The organism is Vibrio sp. 1557 (assembly GCF_033340175.1).
Taxonomy (GTDB): Bacteria; Pseudomonadota; Gammaproteobacteria; order Enterobacterales; family Vibrionaceae; genus Vibrio; species Vibrio alginolyticus.
Genome location: NZ_JAWOVZ010000005.1, coordinates 46,357 through 71,019 on the forward strand (window position 1 = coordinate 46,357; position 24,663 = coordinate 71,019).

A 24,663-nucleotide genomic window follows, 5' to 3' on the forward strand; every position below is an offset into this window, starting at 1 on the left:
ATTAATTGGTCAGATATTGCTGTTTAAGGTCGGTGATTTCTGCATTTGAGAAAAAGTGCTTCGTCAATTTAGAATTCAGCATTTCTTCAACGTACTCGGGTGTAGGTTGAAATTGCGTTTTGAATTCTTTCATTAGTGGCGAGTACCATTTGTTGTCTGATTGATTTTCATAAACAACATCCACGGGGTAACCTAAAAAGTCTTCAACTGCGGAGTTAGCCTTCGTTAGCTTGTCACTTCGAATGACCAACAGTGAGAAGTTATTGTTATGGTATGTTTGATAGCCTACTTCGTGATTAAAAGACTCGTTAAACACATCAATCCCTGTTAGTTGTTTGATCTCGTTGTCAAACCACTGCAGCGCATATTGATGATTCATGTGCTTATCAAATGCTTCTTGGAGTAATTGCGGTCGTTCGGTACGTATTGCGCTGTCATCCTTTAGATATTTGTCCGCCATCCAAAAAGGAAGTGCTTGAAAGAACATTGAGACATTTCGTCCGATCGGTTCACGCACCAGCGAGATAATTCGAACTTTTTTCTTGCGCTTTAACATATGGCTCATCGTTATACGCTTTAGTCGTCGCTTTAACGCATTGATCTGAGGCTTATGCAATTGCGCTCTAACGGGGGATATTTGTTTTTGCGCATCGACGGTCATAAGGTCGTGCAAGTGAATCGAGTTAGGAATGGAATGCTCTAATGCACTCGAACCTACTTTGCCCATTTGATAGATCAATACCGGCTGTTCTTGGCTTTTCAACGTTTGGTACCAAGATAGGTTTACGTTAGTAGGCGTATTTCTGGACATAAAGCGTCTCTCCTTCCTTGGCCTTGGCTTGTGTGATTAAGACGCCAAGAGATGGAACTGAGTGTTGTATTTGTTTAGATAACGCAAGGTTAACCAGTGATGATTTTGTTGATTCTGAGCGAATGACGGTGATCAGACCATTGGCATACTGACCAAGAATAAGTGCGTCACTCACTGACAGTAGGGGTGGTGTATCGATAATGATCCGGTCATACTTATTTTGAAAATGTTCGAGCAACTTTTTAAAGCGATCAGAAGCCAGTAATTCCTGTGGGTTTGGCGGAATTAGGCCGGCCGGTAATACATCTAAGTTGGCTTCTTTTATATGTGTAACACAATCTTTGATTGGCGTATCCATCGTCAGGATATGCGTTAAGCCAGGGCTTGATTCAGCAATACCGAATCGTTTTGCGATGGAAGGTCGACGTAAATCGCAGTCGATGATCAACACCTTTTCCATTTTTGAAAACGACACCGCCATATTGATACTGGTCGATGTTTTTCCTTCTTCTGGAATAGCAGAGGTAAAGGGCAATATCTTTTGCTTCGTGTTGGTTAATCTGAGCAGAAGCGAGGTTCTGACGGAGCGGCAAGCTTCACTAAATAGCTTTTCTTCATCATCTAAATACGCGGTATAACTGACGCCGTTTTTACGCAAATTGCGTTTTTTGACCATAGGAATCACACCTAAACACGTAACACCAAGTTTCTCCTGCACATCGGCTGTGCTTCGGATAACTTCTCGCATCGTTTCTAAGATGATGACCAGAGCGCAAGCAATGGCAAAGCCAAAAAAGGTGGCAATCAGTACTAGTTTGATTCGTTGTGGTGCCACCGGGAATAGAGGAATGATGGCTTTATCAGTAAAGCGAGCAGTGACATTCTTGTAGTCGCTGGTGGCGTTGGTCTCTTTCTCACGATTTAAGAACGCTTCATAGAGTGCCTTATTGGATTCAACCTCGCGTTTTAACTGTTCGTAACGCGCTTTTTGTGACCCTAACGATTGGAAGTCTGACTTTTTGTTATCGAGTTCTGCTCGAAGCATGTCCTCTTGCGCTTTTGCAGCAAGAAGGTCTTGTTGCTTACTGAAGGAAATGTCCCGGATGAGTTGCTGGGTTCTTGATTGAATTTCAGCAAGCTGTGCTTTCGCCTGAATCATTCGATCATGCTTAGGTCCGTAGCGCTGTGCCAGTTCAGAGAGATTTTTGGCTGCCTGTGCTTCCGACAATTTTAGATCGCGGATTTGCGCTTGATTAGCGAATTCATCAATTGACAACAAGCTGTCTAAACTTTGCGAAGATTTACGTCGTAACAGTTGGATTAACGTCTGCGCTTCAATACGCTTATTAACAGCGATATTCAGCTTACGAGTGAGTTCTTCTAGCTCATTTGCGTAAATTTCATCAATACCGTTTATATCGATCAACCCTTCTTTTAACAAGAATTCTTGCAGCGCTTGCTCCGAGTTACGTAATCGCTCCTCCAATTTTTGAGAGTTATTTGTCAACCAAGTAGCCGCATTTTGTGTAACGACCAATTTGGCTTCAAAATTTGCGTCAATATAGGCTTGGCCGACCGCGTTGGCGATTGTCGTAGCAAGCTTAGGATCGGTAGAACGAAAGCGAATTCTGACTAATTGGGTGTTACGTACTGGCTCAATATCGAGTTTACTTCTGAAAGCTTGAAGTGCCTGATAATAGGACTCTGAAAACTGCGCGGTTTCTTTTGGGCTTGGTGCCACATTCAGTAGGTCTTGAACAAAAGGAATCGACTTTATTTGGTCGATTTTTTTATTTAACCCCCCTGAGCTTGTGAATTCAGGTAATTGGGTGAGGTTCAGCTCCCTAATTACCTTATCTGCAATATGATTCGATTTTAAAATGGCGATTTGCGTTTGAAAGTACTCTTTTTTTGTCGTGTCGACGCCATATACTTCCTCGATTGAAAGGGCGCTTTTTTGCTCTTCTTGGATGAGTAGCGTAGCTGTAGCTTGGTATATCGATGCTTTGGAGTAGATATACCAAGTACAAGTTAATGAGAACAGAAGCGTGAATGCTGCGATGCTTAGCCAATTCTTTTTAATCGCTTTGAAGTGATGGCCAAAACGAATCAGTTCTACTTTGTTCATCTGGAGATTATTTGGATGAGTCCCGTTCATTTGATTCCCTGTCACTTAAAAGAAGCTCTGGTCAATAAATACAATGTCACCAGGTTCAACGTTGCGGTGCATACTGACCCCCTCCATCGTTTGACCTGTTTTATGCTTGGTGAGGTTAATGCCTTTGCGTGAGGCTCTGTCGGTCAAGCCACCTGCTAGAGCGATGGCCTTCTCTATGGTTAACCCTGGACGGTACTCAAATCCACCAGGTTTCCTGACTTCTCCATTAACGTAAAACAGACGAAAGTTATTGATGGTGACCATCACTTTTGGATTGATGAGATAATCGCCTTTTAAGCCCGTTTCTATTTCGTACTTGAGTTGTTTTGGTGTTTTTTTGATTGCTTTAATTCGGCCAAGGTAGGGGTAATCAAAGTAGCCATCTGACGTTATTAGAATATTTTTAATCGTAAGATCTTCTTCACCATAGACCTGCACGGAAATGGTATCGCCAGTATCGAGTAAGTAATCTTCCTCGTTTGAGTCAGCGTTGACCAAAGTGCTAAATAGCAACAACGCTACACTCATGAATTTGATGAATGCCTTCATTAATAATCCTTTTTACAGAGAAAACTGTGCGCTTAAAGTCCAAATGTTTTGTTCGAAGCTATAACCCGATCGGCTAGAGTTTTTATCTTGGTATTGCCAATCGGCTTGCAGCTGTATCCAACGTTTGATCTGATAATCGATACCAAAAGATAAAGTGTACCGATCGTCGTTTCTGGAGATTCCCGTGTAATCATCTTGTTGATAAACAGCACCTAAGCGAGTTGCAAGGTAACTATTCCAATCGTGCTTCAGGTTCAGTCGGTAACGAGTTTGTAGGTTGTAATCGCCATCTTGATCGGGGTTAACCGCCGCTTGAGTGGTTTTCACGCTGACTAGAGTTTGTTCTTGAGGCAACCATTCAAAGCCGATATCCCAACTAAAGCCTTTAAATGTCTCTCGTTGAGCGCTGTCAAAATCTTTGATTTGATAACCGAGTCGAGCGATGCCTTTGGTTTTTCCTGTAACTTCCCATTCGGCACCGGTGTAATAGAAACTGGTGTTGTTATCTTTCGATGGCTGCGCAGAATTTCGGTGTTGATAATCGGTTACGATTTGGTTTGTTCCGACTAACCAATAGGTTCTTGGCGTCGCTCTTAAATAGAACTCCAAATGTGCATTGGGAGCTCGAAAATCGTTGTATTTAGTTTTAGCGTTTGGGCGCCCAGGCAAGCCGTCACGATAGTTTTGATAGGTTTTATCACTATAGCCTAAACCGAATTCGAGTCTGCCTTTGGCACCGTTAGAGCCAAAGACATAATTGGTTTTTACATCGTTACGGTTGAACTCTATTGGTGAGTCGATTGCGCTACCATTACCTTCGGTAATATCTTCTCCTCGAACTTCATGCTGGGCGCGAAAACGGTAATCAACCACTAAACGATGACGATGATTAAATTCGAAAAAGTTGGAAAACTGAAAAGTGTGGTCGTCGAAGTCGTTGCGATCGTCAGATGAAAAGCCCGCTTTTAACTTATATAAAATATCTGCGCGATAGCGATTCCGTTCTATACGTGCTAGTAAGCTTGGTTCTATACCCCAAATATTGACCGATTCCACATTGCCGGATTTTTCCGCTTTATTGATGTTGTCATCTCCCTCGTAGAAAGTTTTTACGAGGGGAATCAACTCTATACCAGACTCGGTTTGGTAAGCCATCGGTTCTGCGAGCAAATCAGTAGAAAACAGACTCAATGCTATTGCCATTGTCAGTTTCTTCATAATCTCAACCTTAGTAAGCGTTAGCACCAGTGAAGCCTTTGAAAACGGTCATAAAGATGATTTTGATGTCCATCCAAACCGACCAATGGTGGATGTAATCCAAATCAAACTCGACTCTCTTTTCCATTTTTTCTAAGGTGTCGGTTTCGCCGCGATAACCATTAATCTGTGCCCAGCCAGTAATGCCTGGTTTTACTTTGTGACGTAGCATGTAGCGATCCACGATCTGACGGTATTCTTCATTGTGTGCCACGGCATGAGGGCGTGGGCCGACAATAGACATGGTCCCTTGCAGTACATTGATAAATTGAGGTAGTTCGTCCAAAGAAGTGCGACGCAGAAATCCGCCAAAAGGCGTAATACGAGGATCGTTCTTTGTCGCCTGTTTCACGTTGGAACCTTGATCCATGGTTGTCATTGAACGGAACTTCCAGACTTCAATCTTGCGTCCATCAAGACCGTAACGATGTTGTTTAAAGATGACAGGGCCTTTAGAAGTTGCCTTAATGCCAATCGCAATGACGAATAGAATAGGGGCGATTAAGACCAAAATAATGCTCGAAAACAAGATGTCTTCAAACCGTTTTACCCAAGAAGAAATTCCAGCAAAAGGTGTATCAAAGACACTTAGTGTTTGAACTTGGCCGATCTGCGCCCAACGAGAATGTAAAAGGTTATAAGTGAAGAAGTCGGGAATCAGATACGTATTTGCGGTGGTATCTGAGAATTGGTTAAGAAGTGACGCAATGCGCTCTTTTGCGTGCATTGGCATCGCGATATAGACGTAATCTACTTCCCCTTTTTTAGCTCGCTCAAGGGCGTGGTCAACAGCTCCTTTAATAGGATAATCAGAATTTGGCAATCTGTCGGAAGATCGTTCGTCGTAAAAGCCATCAAAAAGCACGCCGTGTTCTGTGTGGTTTTGAATTTCGTTAGCTAGGGTAATGCCGTGAGGAGTTTGGCCGATGATGATTGCAGTGCGAGTGTTGAATCCTTTTTTTCTCAAATAGGCTAATCCGGTACGGAATGTTACTCGCCATGCCAAAAGCAGAGCGGGCGTAATCGCAAACCACAGCGCTAAAATTGTGTTATCAAATAAGGTATGGACTTCAGAAAAATACAGCACAACAAAGATAAGTGCAGAAGTCACCGCCCAAGCAACACAGACAATAAACATCTGCTCTTTAAACGAACTGGTTCGCCAAGAGCGATACAGATTGCCGCTTTCTGCCATAAATAGAAAGGAGATGCCTCCAACGAAAGCCAATATGACGTAATCTTTCCCCATCGCAGTATTCATGTCTTTGAACACTAAAAGCAGCATAAAAGAGACGATGACAGCAAGATCTGAGATGCGATATAAAAAAGCGAACTCCATCTCATGAGAGCGGATAAGTCCTTTTTGTTTCATGACTCAGTTTCCCTTCTGACACGCTACCGCCCTTGGGTGTCTTCCCCAATTGCCGTGTCGTGAACGTTATTAGTAGTTGGTGCACAGAGCATTCTGTTGAATGCTACTGAGTTTTTTTGTCACGTGTAATTTCGTTGATAAGTGTAAAAATTTGCGTTGTTGAGGTAAGTGGAAATAAGAATGATATTTAGCCCTTTGGCTAAGTTTGGCGGGTTAGGAAAAAGCTGGTACTTACTTATGAGGAATGAGGAAAAGTATTAAAAATGAAGTATCAGTACAAAGACAATGGTTTATGTGAGGGTAGAAGAAACGGGTGATTTGATTCGTTAACGATTAATGATTTAGTATCGAATTGCTGATATTTATTAAGATAAAAAAATCCCTCTCAAGTGAGAGGGATTTTTTTGAGTAAGGACGAATGAACTATTCGACTTCTACGCCGTTTTCTTTGTATAGGCGGCGGCATGCGCGACCATCACTGTGGAACAGGTGACAACGATGAGCTGGAATACCGATCTCGATTTTATCGCCAGTGTCGACTGCAAGTGTGTCAGGCTGACGGAAAATAACGTCGGCGTCCGCGCCTTCTAGATTTAGGTATACTTGAGTTTCGTTACCTAGCTTCTCAACAATCATCACTTCACCGTGAATACTTGCATCGGCTTCAGAAGCGGATAATAGGTGCTCAGGGCGAATGCCTAAAGACATTCGGTCGCCGCGGTTAACTGTTGTACCATCCACCGGAATCCAGAAAGATACGCCGTTAGATAGTTGAACTTTGACGCGCTCTGCTTCTACTTCATCAATGAATACGCTCATGAAGTTCATTTTCGGAGAACCGATAAAGCCAGCTACAAAGCGGTTTTGTGGGTAATGGTAAAGCTCAAGCGGCTTACCAACTTGCGATACATAACCGCCGTCTAGTACAACGATTTTATCTGCCATTGTCATCGCTTCTACCTGATCGTGCGTTACGTAGATCATGGTACAACCAAGTTGGCGCTGAAGTTTCGTGATTTGTGCACGCATGTTTACACGCAGTGCCGCATCCAAGTTTGATAGTGGCTCGTCTAGAAGGAATACATTTGGCTGCGATACCAATGTTCGGCCAATCGCCACACGTTGACGCTGTCCACCAGAAAGTGCTTTTGGTTGGCGCTCAAGCAAGTGGCCTAGTTGTAGGATTTCTGCTGCTTGTTCAACACGCTTGTCGATTTCTGCTTTGTCTGCTTTTGCTAGTTTCAAGCCAAATGACATGTTGTCATATAAGTTAAGGTGCGGGTAAAGAGCGTAAGACTGGAATACCATACCAACACCACGTTTGGATGGTTCGACGTCATTCATGCGCTGGTCACCAATATACAAATCACCTGAAGTAATGTCTTCAAGACCGGCAATACAACGTAAAAGGGTAGATTTACCACAACCTGATGGACCTACGAAAACAACAAATTCACCTTCGTTGATTGTTAGGTCTACGTTCTTAGAAATCAGTACGTCGCCATACGCTTTACAAACATTTTTTAACGTGACACTCGCCATGTAGCTCGTCCTCGATCAATTTTTTATTATTCACCGCTCATCATTATATGAATTATCTAGCGAGCAGTAACAGTAGGAATCGGTAAGTTCTTGCGGTTGGTAAGAAAAGTAGGGTAGCACTTCAATAAAATGTCCTGAATAGAAGTGCTACCCATCATAGCCAAGTACGAGTTTCTCTCCCCCACATTATTCGTATTGTCTCCCCCGTGAAATAATTACCACAAACAACACTAATAATGACATTCCACTCGTCTGGCAATGCAAAACCAGCAAATCTTTTTCCTAATACGTAGGCACTGCTGGGAAAGGGTTCTTACCATCCACTCTTGGATGACTGCAGTTTCTAAGATTGTGCGTAGTGCGACATCCTCCTAATAGAAATAATTGTAGGGGGAGTAGAAAGGGAGGAGTAAAAAAGGAGGAGGAAGAAAGCAGTTGGTCGGAAATCACATTATTGCACCACCTAAAGTTGAAACCGATCACAGGAACTGTCCATTTTGTGATTTGAGTCTCTTACCCTTGGCGATTTAGATCACGAAAATACGTCATAATTGTAAGGGCGTAGGGATTAGGAGGATGAGACATATTGGATTATTTCAGATGATATATGTCGAAATACGGCTGAACCTCAATGGACTAGCCCTACATCAAAAATATAAAAAGGATACGAACATGAAAAAGTTAAGCGCTGTAGCACTAGGTACTCTTGTTGCTTTGGGTTCTTTTGGTGCTAATGCTGCCATCGAAGAAGGACAACTTACTATCTGGATCAACGGTGATAAAGGCTACAACGGCCTTGCTGAAGTTGGTAAGAAATTTGAAGAAGACACAGGCATTAAAGTGACTGTGGCTCACCCAGATGGCCTTCAAGACAAATTCCCTCAAACTGCAGCGACTGGCGACGGTCCTGATATCGTATTCTGGGCTCACGACCGTTTCGGTGGTTACGCAGAAGCTGGCCTGCTAGCAGAAATTAAACCTTCTAAGAATATTCAAGAAGGTATCGTTGATTTCGCTTGGGATGCAGTACGTTACGACGGCAAATTGATCGGCTATCCAGTTGCGGTTGAGTCTCTATCTCTAATCTACAACAAAGACCTAGTTCCAAACCCACCAAAGTCTTGGGAAGAGGTTGCAGCATTAGATGCAAAACTTAAAAAAGACGGCAAGTCTGCAATCATGTGGAACCTAAAAGAACCGTACTTCACTTGGCCACTAATGGCTGCTGATGGCGGCTACGCGTTTAAATACACTTCTGAAGGTTACGATGTTAAAGACGCAGGTATCGCGAAAGAAGGCGTTAAAGACGCAATGAGCTTCGTAAAAGGCTTAGTTGACAAAGGCGTAATCTCTGCGGATATGGATTACTCAGTGTCTGAGTCTGCGTTCAACCAAGGCAAAACAGCGATGACGATCAACGGTCCATGGTCTTGGGGCAACATTGAGAAGTCTGGCGTTAACTACGGCGTGACTACGCTACCTAAGTTCCAAGGTCAATCTTCTAAGCCATTCGTTGGTGTTCTAACGGCTGGTATCAGCACTGCGTCTCCAAACAAAGATCTAGCAGTTGAGTTCATTGAGAACTACCTACTAACAAACGATGGCCTACGTATGGTTAACAACGATAAGCCTCTAGGTGCGGTAGCACTTAACTCGTTCCAACGTGAGCTAGATTCAGATACTCGTATCGCAGCAACAATGGACAATGCGATGAACGGCGAAATCATGCCAAATATCCCTCAAATGAACGCATTCTGGGGTGCGGCTAAGAACGCAATCATCAACGTAGTTGATGGTCGTCAAACTGTCGAAGCAGCTCTTGCAGATGCAGAAAAACAAATGACTAAATAATTAAGTAAGACCTTTTTAAGGAGGAGGCAACTCCTCCTTACTTTTCTATATTTATTCTATATTCGCTAGCAGGTTCCCTATGCAGTCAGTTCAAGGTACAAATGCTATGACAGCACCAGAAGCCAGCCTTCCGAGCAGCAAAAAAGTGTTCATGAAATGGTCACTTTTAGGCACAGTCGGCATCATCAATGGCTACGCAACAATCCTTATGTATTCTCGCGGTGAGATTGCGTTTGCACTACTTACGCTCATTCTTACCGCTTTAGCGTTGTTCATCTTTGGTAGTAAAAAGACGTACGCACACCGTTACATCTACCCTGGTATAGCAGGGATGATCCTTTTCATTCTTTTTCCTTTGGCGTACACCATAGGTTTGGCGTTTACCAACTATAGCGCGAAAAACCAACTCTCTTTTGATCGCGCTCAGAACGTACTTTTGGACCGAACTTACCAAAGTGGTGATAGCTACCCGTTCACTTTGTATAAAACGGAGCAAGGCCATCAACTTGTGGTTGAAAAAGATGGTGAGCTACTTGCAAGCCCGACTTTTCAGCTTGATAACCTTTCAGCATCGGAGTTTGATCTTTCACCAATTGAAGAAGTAACGGGTGAAAAAGAATCAATCAAGGCGATTGTTAAGAACCGCAGTGCGTTGAGCAGTGTCGATTTACATTTGCCAAGTGGTGATGATATCCGCATGAGTGGGCTGCGCAAATTTGCTGCAGTTGTACCTTTGTACACATTACAAGAAGATGGTGAAACGCTTTACAACAACCGGACTGAAGAAACGCTACGTCCAAATATGGAAGTAGGTTACTACCAGCCTGTCGATGAAAACGGTCAATTTGTTGGTAGCACAGTGTCACCAGGTTTCGTGGTGAACATTGGTACCCACAACTTTGAGCGTGTTTGGAAAGATGATGGTATCAAAGAGCCGTTTATCAGTATCTTTATCTGGACCATTGTTTTCTCTGCGCTAACCGTATTATTTACGCTTGTTATTGGTCTTGTCCTTGCCAGTGTGGTTCAGTGGGAAGCACTTAAAGGTCGCTCAGTTTACCGTTTGTTGCTAATCCTGCCTTATGCAGTTCCGGCGTTTATTTCTATCTTGATCTTTAAAGGTTTGTTTAACCAAAGCTTTGGTGAGATCAACATGTTGTTGGAAGGCTTATTCGGCATTAGCCCGGCTTGGTTCTCTGATCCGTTCATGGCGAAAACCATGATCTTAATTGTTAACACTTGGCTTGGTTTCCCTTACATGATGATTTTGTGTATGGGCTTACTAAAAGCGATTCCAGACGATTTATATGAAGCATCAGCAATTGATGGTGCGAACTTTGTCACGAACTTCACACGTATCACACTACCAATGATGTTGAAGCCGTTAACACCATTGTTGATCGCGAGTTTTGCATTTAACTTCAACAACTTCGTACTTATCCAGTTGTTGACTGGCGGTGGTCCAAACATGATTGGTACATCAGAGCCTGCGGGTTACACCGACCTGCTAGTAAGTTACACCTACCGAATCGCATTCGAAGGTGCTGGTGGTCAAGACTTCGGTCTAGCAAGTGCGGTAGCAACGCTTATCTTCCTATTGGTTGGCGCATTGGCACTTATCAACCTACGTGTAACTAAAGTAGCTCAGGACTAAGGAGAAATTACAATGGCAATGGTACAAGGTAAGTCATTAAAGTATCGTGTTTGGGCTACTCATATTGCAATGTGGGCATTCTTGGCACTGATTATTTTCCCTTTACTGATGATCATCGCGATTTCATTCCGTGAAGGTAACTTTGCAACGGGTAGCCTGATCCCAGACAACCCAACACTTGATCACTGGAAATTGGCATTAGGTTTCTCGGTGACTAATCCAGACGGTACAGTTACACCGCCACCATTCCCAGTAATGACATGGTTGTGGAACTCGGTAAAAGTGGGTGGTATTTCTGCAATCCTAATCGTGGCGCTATCAACCACATCGGCTTACGCGTTTGCTCGTATGAAGTTCAAAGGTAAGAACACCATTCTTAAAGCGATGATGATCTTCCAGATGTTCCCTGCGGTGTTGGCACTGGTTGCTCTGTACGCGTTGTTCGACAAACTGGGTCAGTACATTCCTTTCCTTGGTCTGAACACGCATGGCGGTCTGATCTTCGCTTACTTAGGCGGTATCGCACTGCACGTTTGGACCATTAAAGGCTACTTCGAAAGTATTGACTCGTCTCTAGAAGAAGCAGCGGCTCTTGATGGTGCTACACCATGGCAAGCATTCCGTTTGGTATTGCTGCCACTGTCTGTGCCAATCCTAGCGGTAGTCTTCATCTTGTCGTTCATCATGGTAATTGGTGAAGTTCCTGTAGCATCACTACTGCTTTCTGATGTAGACTCATACACACTTGCAGTGGGTATGCAGCAATACCTATATCCACAAAACTACTTGTGGGGTGACTTTGCCGCAGCTGCTGTACTTTCAGCAGTGCCAATCACTGCCGTATTCTTACTTGCGCAGCGCTGGTTGGTTGGTGGTCTAACCGCTGGTGGTGTGAAAGGATAATCTCTTGTGGTCTGAGATTGATAAGAATAACTAGAAAAGGGCGACCACATGGTCGCCCTTATACTTAGCGCGGATATTACAATTTTGGTTTGGCCGCCGATCAGTAATATCTTGGCTTTTATTGGCGTTACGCATAGCTGGCTGTTAGCTTAGTTCCTTACGATTCAATCACTAACAGTTTTTGTAACCATAACCTGAGTTTAGACTCAGGTTTTTTTATGCCTGTTAAAGGCAATTGTGCAATAAGTAGATAGAGATTAGCGGCTTTGCAATGGATTACACAGGGCTTGAATAATGCCCTGCGTAGCACTTCACATAAATAACTAGAGCTTAGTAAAAAGCTAAATTGAGGTAGGGAAGGAAGAGATTAAAACTCTCGGCTGGAAGGTGCGCATCCAACGTATTGAAGCAGCGTGTACAAACTTTCTTGCTGCAGTGCGACGCGACGAAATAGATTAGCAAAGGTAACGTCACCGCCAAAGCAAGTTTGAATGTAATGATTAATTTCTGTTTCGTTATACCCCTCGACGTACATGGTTCTCACCCACTGGTACTCGACCGCTTTTAAATTGGTCAACGTCTCTTCACTTAAGGTCGTTTCTTTTAGTCTCAAGATCCAAACTCTATCCAACTCTAAAATAATGGATGGATTTAAGCAAAGCTAGGTGAAGGATTTATGACAGAGAAGGGCGAGCGTGAAACAAATGGCAAAACCATGATGTTGCTCCACACTCTGGGTCTAGGTAACGTTGAGGTACTTAATAGCGTTCTTAACGGATGCCAGTTACTTGAGATATTTAACGTGTGCTTCCATTTCTTCCCCAATCTCTTTACGCATGTTCATAAGACGGATAGCGGATTGCTCTAAGGCTTTGTCTTCATCTGACTCTGGAATCCATTTCGGTACATCGGTTGGTTTTCCGTTTTCATCTACAGCAACCATGATAACGATACAGTGAGTGGTGAGTCTGTTTTTCATTTGCTTTGGATCACTAGCTTGCACGTCAATCGCAATGTGCATTGAGCTTCGTCCGGTATAAATGACTTTCGCGCTAACTTCGACTAAGTTGCCGACATGAATCGGCGCAACAAACCGAATGCCGCCAGCATATGCGGTAATGCAATATTTACCACTCCACGCTGCAGAGCAGGCGTATGCTGCCAAGTCGATCCATTTCATTACGGCGCCGCCGTGCACTTTTCCGCCAAAATTTACGTCGCTGGGTTCTGCTAAAAAGCGAAGGGTAATGTCTCTTTGACCACTGCTCATCTGTCTTTCCTTGATGGGTTATTGTTTTCCCAATTTAGCAGCAAGATGAATTTTCGGGAATAGCGAATGAAACAAAATATTAACTTTTATTCGAACGCTGGAAGTGACAAGCCACAGCGTAGTTCTGTGGCTTGGGGTGTAGATGTTAATTGGCGGTAGAGGCAATCTCAGAATTGGACAATGGTTTTCTCTGTCTTACTTTTATTTGCGACAAGATAACGCCAGAGATGACTAACAACCCACCAATAATGTGGTAAGTGTAAATTTTCTCACCAATTAGTGTTGAAGCAAGTATGACGGAAACCACAGGCATTAGGTTCATGAACATAGCACTTGAATCAGCACCAATTGAATCAATCGCTTTGACCCACATCAGCGGCGCGAAAATGGAAGCAGCAATACCAGCATAAGCGATTAATGGTAGCGCGTCTTGGCTTGGTAACAGTTGCTCACTAGAGAGCCAAAGTGGTGTGAGCATCAAAACAGAAAAGAAGCCCTGCATGTAAACCAGAGTCAAACTACTGAATGGCATTTTCCAGCGTTTTAGCAGAACACAATAAGCCGCGTATACCATGGCAGCAACGAGCATTAAGCTGTCACCTTGCGTTAAGTCTTGATGTAAAAAGTAAGTGATATCACCGTGACCAAGCATAAATGCTAAGCCGCCGAGCGAAATGACACCACCGACGATACTTAACATTGATATAGATTTACCGAGCAATGGGACACTTAAAAACACACTGATCAAAGGAACTAAAGAGGTGATCAGGGCCATATTAGAGGCCGTTGTTGTTAAACCGGCATAGTATCCAAGTGACTGGTTGAGAACCATACCAAGTAACGCAAGAAACGCCAACTTAGCTAAGTAAGGTCGAATAATGTGTCGTTGTTTGATGATTGCAGGCAGGCAAAATGGCGTTAGGAGTACCATTGCGACAAACCAACGGTAGAAACTCATCGCACTTGGTTCAATGGCGCTCGCAGCCATCTTGTTCACAATTGAGTTACCACCCCAAATCATAACGGTGAAAAACGGAAGTAAATAAATCATGAGAACCCTATAGCACAATTATTGATGGCGCTAGTCTGGCAGGTCTTTATAATAAAAAGTATCTCTTAAAAGACATCGTAAGCGATAGGAAGACAATTTTGAAAAAGAGCGCCAGAAATCTTCACCCCTCCTTATCAATCGATCGTGCGCCATCAGATGTATTTATGAATTTCGAAGCGTTTCTCTCTAATACAGAAACACGAATTCATAGCCACCCTTGGGGGCAAGTGCAACTGATCAGCGGTGGGATTCTGGAGATGGATGCAGAAGACACAAGATTTCTAGCACCTCCACATCTTGCTATTTGGGTTCCCGCCGGAATTCGTCACACTAGCTACAACCGTAAGCCAATCGAATATTGTTCTTTGAACATTGCCCCTGAATTGACAGCGCATTTTCCTACCAAAACGAGCTTGATCAAAGTGACTCCAATCGTGTCATCTATTATTGAGGACTTTCGTCAGCGAGACATTAATGTGGCGCAAACTGATGAAGACAAGCGCTTGGTACAAGTGTTATTGGACCAGCTTGCAAAGCAAGAAGTCGAACATCACTTTTTACCGACTACCGACAATAAGTATCTTGAACCGATTTTAAAAGCAGTAGAAGAATCGCCGACGGATGAGATCAGTTTGGCGGAGTGGGCGGCAAAAGTGCATACCACAGAACGCACGTTAGCGAGACATTGCCAGAGTGAATTAGGAATGAGCTTTACTGAGTGGCGCTTACGTGTACGTTATTTGCATTCTATGGAGTTGCTGCGTAAAGGGCAGACCGTAAAAGAAGTCGCTCTGACGTTAGGTTATAACCAAGCCAGCCCTTTTATCGCGATGTTCAAGAAATACTCCGGCATGACACCGGAGCAATACAAGAATCGATTGTTGTAAAAGTGTAGAGTCTATTTTAAAAAAATTGACAATGCGCTGTATGATGACCGACTCGAAAAGCTGATGGTATTGGAAAGACCTACGTCTATCTTGTGTCAGATTGAGTCAGAATTATAACCTTGAGAATTCGCTTTATTATTATTGCTTTACAACATGCCTGTAAGATTCTTTAGATGATACAATGTGCTAAAGTGACAAAAAACTCAATTGACACCGCTTAGATTTAAGTATTGATTGTTATTAGTTTCTTCAGCCGCCAATTTGTCCCTACTTTTCAAGGAAGTAGAGTTGTACTGTGCAACTATAACTCTTCTACCCTCAATCGTGAGTTCCAATGTGGGTGACCATATATTCTGATCGCGATGCGTCACAATAATCACGGTCGAGTTCAATGTTTGAATATGTTGAGCAATACTTTTTTCGGTTGCTTCGTCTAATGCTGCCGTCGCTTCGTCGAAAATGAGGATTGGCGCCTTTTTAATGAGAGCTCGCGCAATTGCAACTCTCTGTCTTTCACCTCCTGACAACCCTGAGCCTCTTTGTCCTACTGTTTGATGTATTCCTTTAGGAGATGAGTCAATAAGTTTGTCCAATTGTGCGTGTCTTGCAAAGCTCTCAACTTCATAATCACTTGCATTGGGATTACCTAACCGAATGTTATCCGCCAATGTGCCAGTAAAAATGACCGGTTCCTGAGCAACATAGGCTATATGCTGGGTGAGCACGTCATAAGGGATATTCTTTAGATCTATCCCTCCGAGCGAAATAAGACCTTGGTCAGGATCATCAAACCTTAGAAACAGGCCCAGTAAAGTGCTTTTCCCACTGCCACTGACTCCATTGATGACGACGGTATCACCTTGTTTGATCTCCGTGCTAGCATCTTCAAAGAGATCTAAATGGCCCACAAGGTTCAGTTCGAACTTATGGTTTTTGGGGGAGGTTGCAAATTGAGGATTAGGCTCAGGCAGAACAGGGACATTCGTTAACTGAGCGTAATTTTTAATTGAGGATTTTACGTCGTTAATCGCAAAGCCTGCCAACGCGAGTTCACCCAAAGGTGCAGCTGCACGGGTAATCAATATCAATAAAGCCAAGGCTAATAAGGGTTGAGTAATCGGCTCTAAGACGAGATAGATGGCGATACCTGCAAGGGGTAAAATCGTTGCCAATCCTGATACTAAGGTTGCGATAGAAGCGTTACGATTAATAGTTGAATGAGCTTCTTCTTGTGCGTGCCAACTCTGTTCAATACGCTCGATTGAGCGCTCAGGCCCCGCTGTTGAGCGAAGTAACTCAAGGTGATCTATGAGCTCAAGTGTTGATTTAGTCGCTTGAAGCTCTGCGTCATGTCGGTCGCTATCTGAGCGACTTAGGTATCTTTGCGCCTTGTACTGAACGAGCAGTGCAACTAGTAACAATACGGCACTGAGTAGTGCAATTTCACCTCCTCCAACGACCCCAATACCGATAATTAAAAATATGGGTAACATTGGAGCGTGCAAAAATGTTTGTAGCTGATGAGCAGGAATGGCCATAAAGCCAGGTATTCCTCGTTCTGCTAGTTGAGTGAGCTGAGTTCTATGCTGATCATTAAACCAAGCTAACTTTGCTTTACTGAGCGAATGACCTACTGATGAATAAAGATCCCCAGCCAGTTTCGCACCAGAGAGAAATCCAGAACGAGTTACAATAACGGTAACTATCACAGTTAGAACAGCAGCTATTATGACGTTCAATGGTGAAGCTTGTTCGACAATAGATATTGCAAGAAATGTGTAAGCCGTTGCCTCAAATAATGCAACTAGTCCCCAACCTATAGCGACTCGATATAGACGGTGCTTTGCACTTTGTGGAATTGTCGAATTGGAATAGAGGGTATTGTGAGCCGTCATACTTCTTCATCCTGTCGTTGAGCCTTTCTGTTGAGCATCAATGTAGTGTCTGCAAGTTTCGCGAGTTCTGAGTCGTGAGTAATTATGATCAATATCTTGTCTTGTGTTTTCGCAAACTTCGCGAGATTTCTGATCACAGTGAAGGCCGTATTTTTATCGAGAGCACTGGTTGGTTCATCCAGTAATAGAACGTTGGCTTGAGTTAGAAATGTGTTAGCTATTGCGACACGTTGTTGCTCGCCTCCTGAAAGCACGCTTGCATCAGAATTGAGGTCAATCTTTAATTGAGCTTGTTGCAAAGCTTGGTTCAGCTCGTCGTCACTTGAACTTGGCGTTGATAGTTTCAAATTCTGCCTAATGGTAGTTTTGAGTACACCGATATCTTGGGGTACATAGCGTATGGCGGAGTATCGGGATATCTCAGAGAGTTTAGACAGTTGATTGCCTCCTAAGGTAACGAAGCCTGAAAGAGGTGTTTCTTGACCTGCTAATAGACGTAGTAACGTACTTTTGCCTGCTCCGCTAGGCCCCATGATGGCTGTAAATGAACCCCGTGGGAAGTAGTGGGAGAAGTTATCAATAATATTAACGGTTCCATTAGCCACTACGATATTTGATGCTTGTAGTGATAGCGGTTTTTCTCCCGCGCTCAAACTGCCACTTTCTATTTGTGGTTGCTGTAAAAAGTCGCTGATGTTCTTTGCAGCATTCTTTCCTGCGTTAACGTAGTCCAATCCATGGCCAAGCTTCAGTGCGGGTGATACGACGGCCAAACCAAAAAAGAATAGCGACGCCATTGCCACGGGACTTAATTCATAGCCAATGGTATAGGCCATTGCGAAAGTCGAAACCGCTTGAAGTAATGCGGTAGCAATTGCTGCTGGAAGGGCAACGCTACCAACCCATTTCACTATGCCGTGAGTAAAGCGTCTTGTGGCATCATTATAGCTGTCGAGTGCTCCTGCTTGCGTGCCGTAAATTCGATTTACTCGGATACCTCTTGTGTAGTCGTTTACTGCGGTAACGATATCACCCATTATTGTCATGCGCTCTTTGCCATGTTTAGCGGCGAACCTAGGTAAAAAGAGTAGGTAGTACAATGATGCAATTAGACCAGGGAGCAGAGTAAGCATCGCTACCGGACCTGTGAGATTCAACATGATAAAAATAGAAGTTGCGGGTACGACAATGAATGTCACGAGTTCTGAAGGCAAATGCGCAACCATGTGGTGAAGCGTGCTGATGTCTTCGGAAACTATGCGACGCAGTTGATTATCACCATATTGAGAGATGGTCTTGCTTGGCAAGCGCGTCAAGTGCTGAGCAACTTGGCGACGTAATCGAGTGGAAAACTGCGACTCGGCATCATGAACTAACCACGAGCCCACTGATGAGGCAAGTGCGCTAGCCGCCCAAAGTCCTATGGCACCGTAAATCCATTGGTTTGCAAATTTATCGATAAGGTTTATCAAGCATAGCAGTGCACCAACTTTTGCCACAGCGGCAAGTGCTTCACAAAACGTTCCCAAAGCAAGCTTCTTAATCGATGGCTTTAAGGCTGGCATTAAGCTAGGCGTAACGTAATGTTGGCTGATTTTACTTATCATATTGTCACCTTATCTAGCCTATCAAGCGAAAATAAGGAGAACGTGGTAGAGCATATTGAGCTCTTATCGTTTTTCATATAAAGCCTATGGAAGTGGACGTTGATGGATTATGTTTTGAATTAACTTTGGCCGTAGGTGTTGCGAGCTCTTTGTCTGCTTGAATGTTGAAGATGAGTACTTCCTTTGATTTGTTGTGAATTTTCATGAACAGCCAAATGGGAGTAAGTCCCCCTTAGAAGGCAGGCTAAAGGGGAGGTGGAGGGATTAGAAATCCGCAGTAGCTGACAGCATCACTGTACGTGGTGCGCCAAGAGCTAGGTCCGCATAGTGGGTGGTTGTCCAGTAATCTTCATCCAGTACATTGTTTACGCTAAGGCGCCAAACCACGCTTGTTTCAGCAATATTTGAGTTGTAGCGTGCGCCAAGATCAAGAATAGTCTGTGCAGGTAATGCCTGAGTGTTTTGTGCATCAATGTATTGTTCAGACATATAGTTCGCTTGGCCGATAAGCGTGAGATCACGCATCGCAGGGAGGTTCCATTCTAATGCGAGTTTAGCTTGTAAATCGGGTAGCTTAGTTGCTTGTTTCCCCTCCTCTGTCACATCTGTTGCTTTTGTAATCTCTGCATCTGTATAGGCGATACCACCGATGAGTGTATAGTCCTTTGATAGTGTGCCGTAGAACCCCCATTCAATACCGCGATTGCGCTGTTCACCACCGAAAGAAAAAATGTTGGTATCCGGATCTTGGTACCCATTTGGCTTTTTAATCTCAAATAAACTGAACGTATGAGCAAAGCCGTCCAGGTCAAGCTTCACGCCTGCTTCAGTCTGTTTGGTTTTTTGGGGTTCAAAAGCCTCTCCTGCGTTTGCAGCGCTAGAGCCTGCTGTTTTCCCATTCGTTAAGCCTTCGGTGTAGTTACCATAAAGCGAAACTGAGCTCGAAACTTTGTATAATGCTGCAAGTGCGGGAGTGTAAGTACTTTCCTTAAACTTGGTGGTAGGAAGCGACATTCCGTTCATTATTATTCCAGATTCATAATCAATGCTCTGGTAACGCAAGCCGAGCGTGATTTGGTATTTCCCATCAACAAAAGATAACGTATCGGCAATGCCATAGCTGACCTGAGTTGAATCGATAGGTAAACCATAGTAGTTGTCGTAAACTGAATTTTCTGGTCCCCAAACAGGATCATAAATATTCGAGTTCCAAGGGGCTGGATTATTATTACCTGTTGGAGAATCATTTTTATCTTCTCTAAAGTAAGTACTATTCAGTACAAGGTGGTGTTCTACTGGGCCAGTGTCAAAGTTGCTACGAACACCTATCTCACCTGAAGTCCGTTTGTTCTCAAGCTTAACTGATCCGAGAGATACCTCTAGGTTACCCTCGTTATCGATGATTTTGATTCGTTGCGGTACATTTGAATGAAAATCTGTACGGCTACCACCCAATGCGCTGTATACAGTTACAGAGTCACTAACGCTTAGCTCCCCGCGAATCATCATCCCTTTATCTTCGCTATCATTGTAGGCCCAACTTGGCGTCAATAATGTGTCAGATGGAGGAGGTGATGGGATTTTGAGACCAGAAGCGATGCTTAACCCACGGTTTGCACCTTCAACTCGCTCTGTACTGTAGTAAAAATCTGCTTCAAGGAAAGCAATGTCATTACGCCAATCAAGGCTTAATGATGCAAGTTGAGTTTTGTTGCTTTGGTTGTTTATAGCGGTGTCTCCATCTTTAAATGCACCGTTGAAACGAATACCAAATTCTTCATTTGTACCAAAGCGACGTCCAATATCGATATGTCCTCCGAATTGAGTGTCCGATAAGTAGCTGCCGGTGAAAGATGTGATTGGTGTTTCTTGTGCTCTTTTTGTCACTAAGTTGATGGTGCCACCAACAGATCCATTCGGTGGCATACCGTTGAGCAAAGAAGCAGGACCTTTAAGTACATCAATACGTTGATACATTTCAGGAGAGGTTCGGTAATAAGGAGCGATACCATACAATCCATTAAACATAACGTCGCTAATGTCTGAGTTGAAACCTCTTATTTTGAAACTTTCTTTGTTTAAGCCGGTTTCACCGCTGGTGAAAACAGAGGGATCAGAAGCTGAGATTACATCTGAGATATCGCGTGCTTGTTGGTCTTGAATGTGTTTTTCTGTGTATCCAATCGTATTGAAAGGCGTTTCCATGAAGTTTTTGTCGCCAAGCATTCCTATATTACTCGCGTGAGAAACTTTGCCAGCGGCATAAACTCTGTTTGCTTCACCATAAACTGTCATTGATTCATCTACGACTTCTTCAGCTTGAGCGATACTAATTGGTACGACAAAAGTACTAAATTGAAGTGAAATAAAGAGGGCGATATGACATGGGCTTGGTTTGTTTTTCTGTGAAGAGTCCATCGCTATCTGATGATAGTCATGAGTCATTATAGATTCCTTTTCTTTGTTTGGGCTAGCTCACATCCGTTCTGACGTCGATTGAGTGTTGAATTACTTAAGATCCAACTCATTGTTATTAGATTTAGCTTTGGTAACCTTTTAGGATGTCTTCAATTATGATTTTCAGAGATGTGATGCTTGCTGAAGTGATGTACCAAGCATCGGCATCAACAAAAACGACGTTGTCGTTTTTCCATGCTTTGGTTTGACGGAGTAGTGGGTTTGCTAAGTGTTCCGCATCAATGACAGGCTTTCCTTCCATTACTGCTGTTCGATCAATGATGTAAAGAATGTCTGGATCAGCTTGGCTAATGAACTCGCTAGAAATTGGCTGACCATGCAAACCTGTCTCCACTTTTTCACTCGCTGGTTTTACCCCCAGAACATCGAAAACGAAGCCATAACGAGACTCAACGCCAAATGAGCTGAAAGCACCATTGTTATGCATGACAACCAAAGCTTTTTCAGAACGCTCTTTCGTAACAGCGCGCACTTCTGCGACTTTTGCATCGATTTCGGCAACTTTCTGTTGGGCTAGCTCCTGCTTTTCAAAGATCTCACCAAGCTCTACAAGGTGTTTCTTAATGGTATCGACGTGATGGTCACGACTATTACGGTAGTTGATGTCAAAATGTAAAGTCGGAGCGAGTTGAGAGAGTTCTTCATACTGATTAGCATGTAGCGGAGTCATCAATACGAGATCTGGTTTTAGGGCATAGATCCTTTCCATATTAGGCTGAACTATCGCACCAAGATCCGCTATCTCAGGTGTGTCTTTGTATTTCGCTAGAAAGTGAGGAACAAAGTCTTTCACCATTCCTGAGATTGGAACATTTAGCTGATCTAAAAAGTCCACTTCGTTCATATCTAATGCTGCCACTCGTTGAGGGCGATGAGAAATAGTAGTTGCTCCGAGATTGTGTTCAATCACGATGAGCTTTTCTAATGGCTGAGTATCTTCAATTTTAATTATTTCCGGCTCGCAACCTGATAAGGTTCCTAGAGCGCAGCAAGCAAGCGCGATACTCAAACGTAGGGGGCTCTTAAACATGGGGTATTTCCTTTTTGTCAGTGAGTTGTCTTTAAACAGGCGAGTAACAGTTTTCATATGTGGCTTCTTGTTCTTATCGTGATGGCTAGGAAATATCCCCCACAAAGGACATTCACCAAAATAGAGACGGTGGTTTTAAAGTTAAATAAGTGCTCTACCAGAAGTTGACCAGACAAGAACATGACAATTGCAATAGCACAAGCAACGAGCAATATGTGTCTGTAGTTCGGTGCGCTAGTAACGGAATAAGCAATATTGGCAATAAAAATTCCCATAAAAGCCGTTGGGCCAATCAAGCTCGTCGAAATTGCTACTAAAATGGCGATTACAGCAAAGAACTTTGTTACATATTGCTTATCATTTAGTCCTAATGACATCGCTTGGTCTCGACCTAGACCTATCACATCTAGCTCGCGTGACCATCTGTTAGCAAAGAGTGCCAAAACGCTTAACGCAATACTGGAAAAAAGTAACGTAGAAGGTTTCGCTCGCTCAAACGAGGTATAGCTGAGCCCTTGAAGGATAGAGAATTCTCCAGGGCTTATTCTGAGCTGGATAAATTGAGCAAGAGTTGTCAGCACCATTGTCAAAACAAAGCCAATCAGCAGAACTTGGTGCATGTCATGTTTAAATCTATTGAGTACCCAAGATTGAATCGTTAAGGAATACAACAGAATGAGTATTGCAGAGACAGCGAAATTACCGACAACACCTAATGTAGCAATGCCAGAAGTGCCCCCTAGTAATAAGAGTAGGGTTTGCCAAACCAGATAAACCGACTCATATCCCATAATGGATGGCGTAAGAATACGATTACCAGCTAAAGCTTGGAAAATAACAGCAGAGATGGCCACGCAGCTGCCCCCAATAACTATGGCACCAAGTTTAATCAGCCTCTTAGGGATGACGTAATCAAAATCCCACCCAGAGCTTGTAAAGATAAAGGCGATAGACAGCATGCAAACGAGTATAATGCTCACTCGCATGTTTGAGTAATGTGATCTCATACTCGTGCTCCTTTCAAAAGAAACACAAGAAACATGACTCCCCCGATAGCACTGGCTGTTAATCCAATTGGGACTTCAAAAGGAAAGGCAACAACTCTGCCTATGACATCGCAAAAAATAAGTAACGAAGCGCCGCCTAGTGCAACGATTGGTAGGGTGTTTTTAAGGTGATCGCCATATTTTAGTGCGACTAGGTTAGGTATGACTAAACCGATAAAATGAATGGCACCTACGGTCACCACTGTTATAGCAACTGTCACGGAAACTAGCATTAGACCCAAGGCGGCAGTGAACGCAATATTAATTCCTAAGTTGGACGCAACATCTTCGCCCATTCCCATCACAGTAAACTTATGTGCATATAAGTAAGTCAGTAGGGTGATGGGTAAAATCAAGAAAATTATTTCATAGTGTTCTTGGACCACTTTGGAGAAATCTCCCATTAACCAACCGGACATACTCTGTAAGATGTTGTTTTGATAAGCATAAAACTCCGCTATAGCACTTAGTACACTACCAAACATAAGCCCAATCACAGGTATTAACGCAGAGTTACTGAATTTAATTTTTCGTACGATGGCAATGTAGATAAGGCCAGCGGCGAAGCAAAATAGTACGGCGAAGAGCATACGTTCAAGCTTGTCTGAGGATGGAAGCATGACGATAGATACCAAAATACCGAGCTTTGCCGCATCGATACCGCCTGTGGTGCCCGGCTCAACAAAACGATTTCTAACAATATGTTGAAGAATAACACCACATATTGCGAGACCAGATCCGGTAAGAATTAGTGCGATTAGCCTTGGTAATCTGCTAGCAGTAATCGGTAGCCAAGCTTTGTCATCCATGGTCAGCAATAACGACCAATCTAGTTGGTTTGCGCCGACGAAAATTGAAGTTAAGCACAGTATAAAAAACAGGCTTACTACGTGAATACTCATACAGAATCTGCCCCAAAATAAAATGAGTTTCTCTTAACTTATGACTTGGGGATGGAATACGAATAATGAATATCTATTCGCATATAGGTTCTAAATTCCAACAAAACATAACCAAGTTATTTTTTATAAACATTAAGGTCACAATCCAGCCCTCAAAGTATCACTAGGCCATACCTAAAAATTCAACGTGCTGATTTGGCTTTAAAACTGGATTAACTAGCAAAAGAAAAGTGCCGCTTTCAATGCAAAGAGAAAGAGGTTCTCGATTTAAAATTAAAATACAAATGATAATTATTTTCATTATATCTTTGTTTTTTCGGTTAAGCAATGAGGCTCATATATGTTTCTCTAAAAGGATCAATCGCGTATAAAAAACAAGGCAATGGTTAATGCATGTGCT

Annotated in this window: 19 protein-coding genes; 4 read left to right on the forward strand and 15 right to left on the reverse strand. The window is 43.2% G+C overall.

The window, feature by feature from the left end; translation table 11 throughout:
- Position 1: 1 nt before the first annotated feature.
- The 6 genes from R7070_RS08840 to malK form a co-directional block, all read right to left on the reverse strand.
- Positions 2-811 (reverse strand): putative capsular polysaccharide synthesis family protein, encoded by an 810-nt coding sequence (locus R7070_RS08840; protein ID WP_005375261.1) that lies wholly within the window; start codon positions 809-811, stop codon positions 2-4.
- Positions 789-2,969, reverse strand: coding sequence for a GumC family protein (locus R7070_RS08845; RefSeq protein WP_171342490.1), 2,181 nt, complete (start codon positions 2,967-2,969; stop codon positions 789-791). Before R7070_RS08845 ends, R7070_RS08840 begins: the two co-directional genes overlap by 23 nt.
- 15 nt (positions 2,970-2,984) lie before the next feature.
- Complete coding sequence (locus tag R7070_RS08850; protein WP_005375265.1) at positions 2,985-3,518, reverse strand: polysaccharide biosynthesis/export family protein; 534 nt, start codon at positions 3,516-3,518, stop codon at positions 2,985-2,987.
- Between the two features lie 12 nt (positions 3,519-3,530).
- Complete coding sequence (locus R7070_RS08855; protein WP_213899129.1) at positions 3,531-4,736, reverse strand: outer membrane beta-barrel protein; 1,206 nt, start codon at positions 4,734-4,736, stop codon at positions 3,531-3,533.
- Positions 4,737-4,746: 10 nt separating this feature from the next.
- Positions 4,747-6,147 carry an undecaprenyl-phosphate glucose phosphotransferase gene (locus R7070_RS08860; protein WP_042521578.1) on the reverse strand — a complete coding sequence of 467 codons (1,401 nt, stop codon included), beginning with the start codon at positions 6,145-6,147 and terminating at the stop codon, positions 4,747-4,749.
- A gap of 423 nt (positions 6,148-6,570) precedes the next feature.
- Positions 6,571-7,689: a maltose/maltodextrin ABC transporter ATP-binding protein MalK gene (gene malK, locus R7070_RS08865; RefSeq protein ID WP_005375271.1), complete on the reverse strand. Its 1,119-nt coding sequence runs from the start codon at positions 7,687-7,689 to the stop codon at positions 6,571-6,573.
- Positions 7,690-8,361: 672 nt separating this feature from the next.
- On the opposite strand from malK, the gene malE reads away from it, so the two are divergent.
- The 3 genes from malE to malG all read left to right on the forward strand — a co-directional run bounded on the left by malE (position 8,362) and on the right by malG (position 12,097).
- Entirely contained in the window at positions 8,362-9,540 is a 1,179-nt protein-coding gene (gene malE / locus R7070_RS08870; RefSeq protein WP_318141185.1) for a maltose/maltodextrin ABC transporter substrate-binding protein MalE, read from the forward strand.
- Between the two features lie 79 nt (positions 9,541-9,619).
- Positions 9,620-11,194: a maltose ABC transporter permease MalF gene (gene malF / locus R7070_RS08875; RefSeq protein WP_005375273.1), complete on the forward strand. Its 1,575-nt coding sequence runs from the start codon at positions 9,620-9,622 to the stop codon at positions 11,192-11,194.
- 12 nt (positions 11,195-11,206) lie between these two features.
- Positions 11,207-12,097 carry a maltose ABC transporter permease MalG gene (gene malG / locus R7070_RS08880; protein WP_005375275.1) on the forward strand — a complete coding sequence of 297 codons (891 nt, stop codon included), beginning with the start codon at positions 11,207-11,209 and terminating at the stop codon, positions 12,095-12,097.
- A gap of 367 nt (positions 12,098-12,464) precedes the next feature.
- Here malG and R7070_RS08885 read toward each other — a convergent pair whose 3' ends face one another.
- From R7070_RS08885 to R7070_RS08895, 3 genes are all read right to left on the reverse strand, one after another.
- Positions 12,465-12,710 (reverse strand): hypothetical protein, encoded by a 246-nt coding sequence (locus R7070_RS08885; protein ID WP_005375277.1) that lies wholly within the window; start codon positions 12,708-12,710, stop codon positions 12,465-12,467.
- A gap of 171 nt (positions 12,711-12,881) precedes the next feature.
- Complete coding sequence (locus R7070_RS08890) at positions 12,882-13,367, reverse strand: acyl-CoA thioesterase (RefSeq protein WP_005375279.1); 486 nt, start codon at positions 13,365-13,367, stop codon at positions 12,882-12,884.
- A gap of 145 nt (positions 13,368-13,512) precedes the next feature.
- Positions 13,513-14,418, reverse strand: coding sequence for a DMT family transporter (locus R7070_RS08895; RefSeq protein ID WP_085569343.1), 906 nt, complete (start codon positions 14,416-14,418; stop codon positions 13,513-13,515).
- Positions 14,419-14,516: 98 nt separating this feature from the next.
- Here R7070_RS08895 and R7070_RS08900 point away from each other — a divergent pair, with 98 nt between their 5' ends.
- Complete coding sequence (locus tag R7070_RS08900) at positions 14,517-15,305, forward strand: AraC family transcriptional regulator (protein ID WP_005385013.1); 789 nt, start codon at positions 14,517-14,519, stop codon at positions 15,303-15,305.
- A gap of 203 nt (positions 15,306-15,508) precedes the next feature.
- Here R7070_RS08900 and R7070_RS08905 read toward each other — a convergent pair whose 3' ends face one another.
- The 6 genes from R7070_RS08905 to R7070_RS08930 form a co-directional block, all read right to left on the reverse strand.
- Positions 15,509-17,200: an ABC transporter ATP-binding protein gene (locus R7070_RS08905; RefSeq protein ID WP_017821247.1), complete on the reverse strand. Its 1,692-nt coding sequence runs from the start codon at positions 17,198-17,200 to the stop codon at positions 15,509-15,511.
- Positions 17,197-18,807 carry an ATP-binding cassette domain-containing protein gene (locus R7070_RS08910; protein ID WP_005375287.1) on the reverse strand — a complete coding sequence of 537 codons (1,611 nt, stop codon included), beginning with the start codon at positions 18,805-18,807 and terminating at the stop codon, positions 17,197-17,199. Before R7070_RS08910 ends, R7070_RS08905 begins: the two co-directional genes overlap by 4 nt.
- 264 nt (positions 18,808-19,071) lie before the next feature.
- A complete protein-coding gene (locus tag R7070_RS08915; protein WP_104976459.1) occupies positions 19,072-21,252 on the reverse strand; it encodes a TonB-dependent receptor in 2,181 nt (726 codons plus the stop codon).
- 94 nt (positions 21,253-21,346) lie between these two features.
- Positions 21,347-22,315: a siderophore ABC transporter substrate-binding protein gene (locus tag R7070_RS08920; RefSeq protein WP_104976460.1), complete on the reverse strand. Its 969-nt coding sequence runs from the start codon at positions 22,313-22,315 to the stop codon at positions 21,347-21,349.
- A 53-nt stretch (positions 22,316-22,368) separates the two neighbouring features.
- On the reverse strand, positions 22,369-23,322 hold the full coding sequence (locus R7070_RS08925; protein ID WP_318141186.1) for an iron chelate uptake ABC transporter family permease subunit: 954 nt from the start codon (positions 23,320-23,322) through the stop codon (positions 22,369-22,371).
- Positions 23,319-24,263: an ABC transporter permease gene (locus R7070_RS08930; protein ID WP_033906772.1), complete on the reverse strand. Its 945-nt coding sequence runs from the start codon at positions 24,261-24,263 to the stop codon at positions 23,319-23,321. The genes R7070_RS08925 and R7070_RS08930 overlap by 4 nt, the downstream gene beginning before the upstream one ends.
- Between the last annotated feature and the right edge of the window lie 400 nt (positions 24,264-24,663).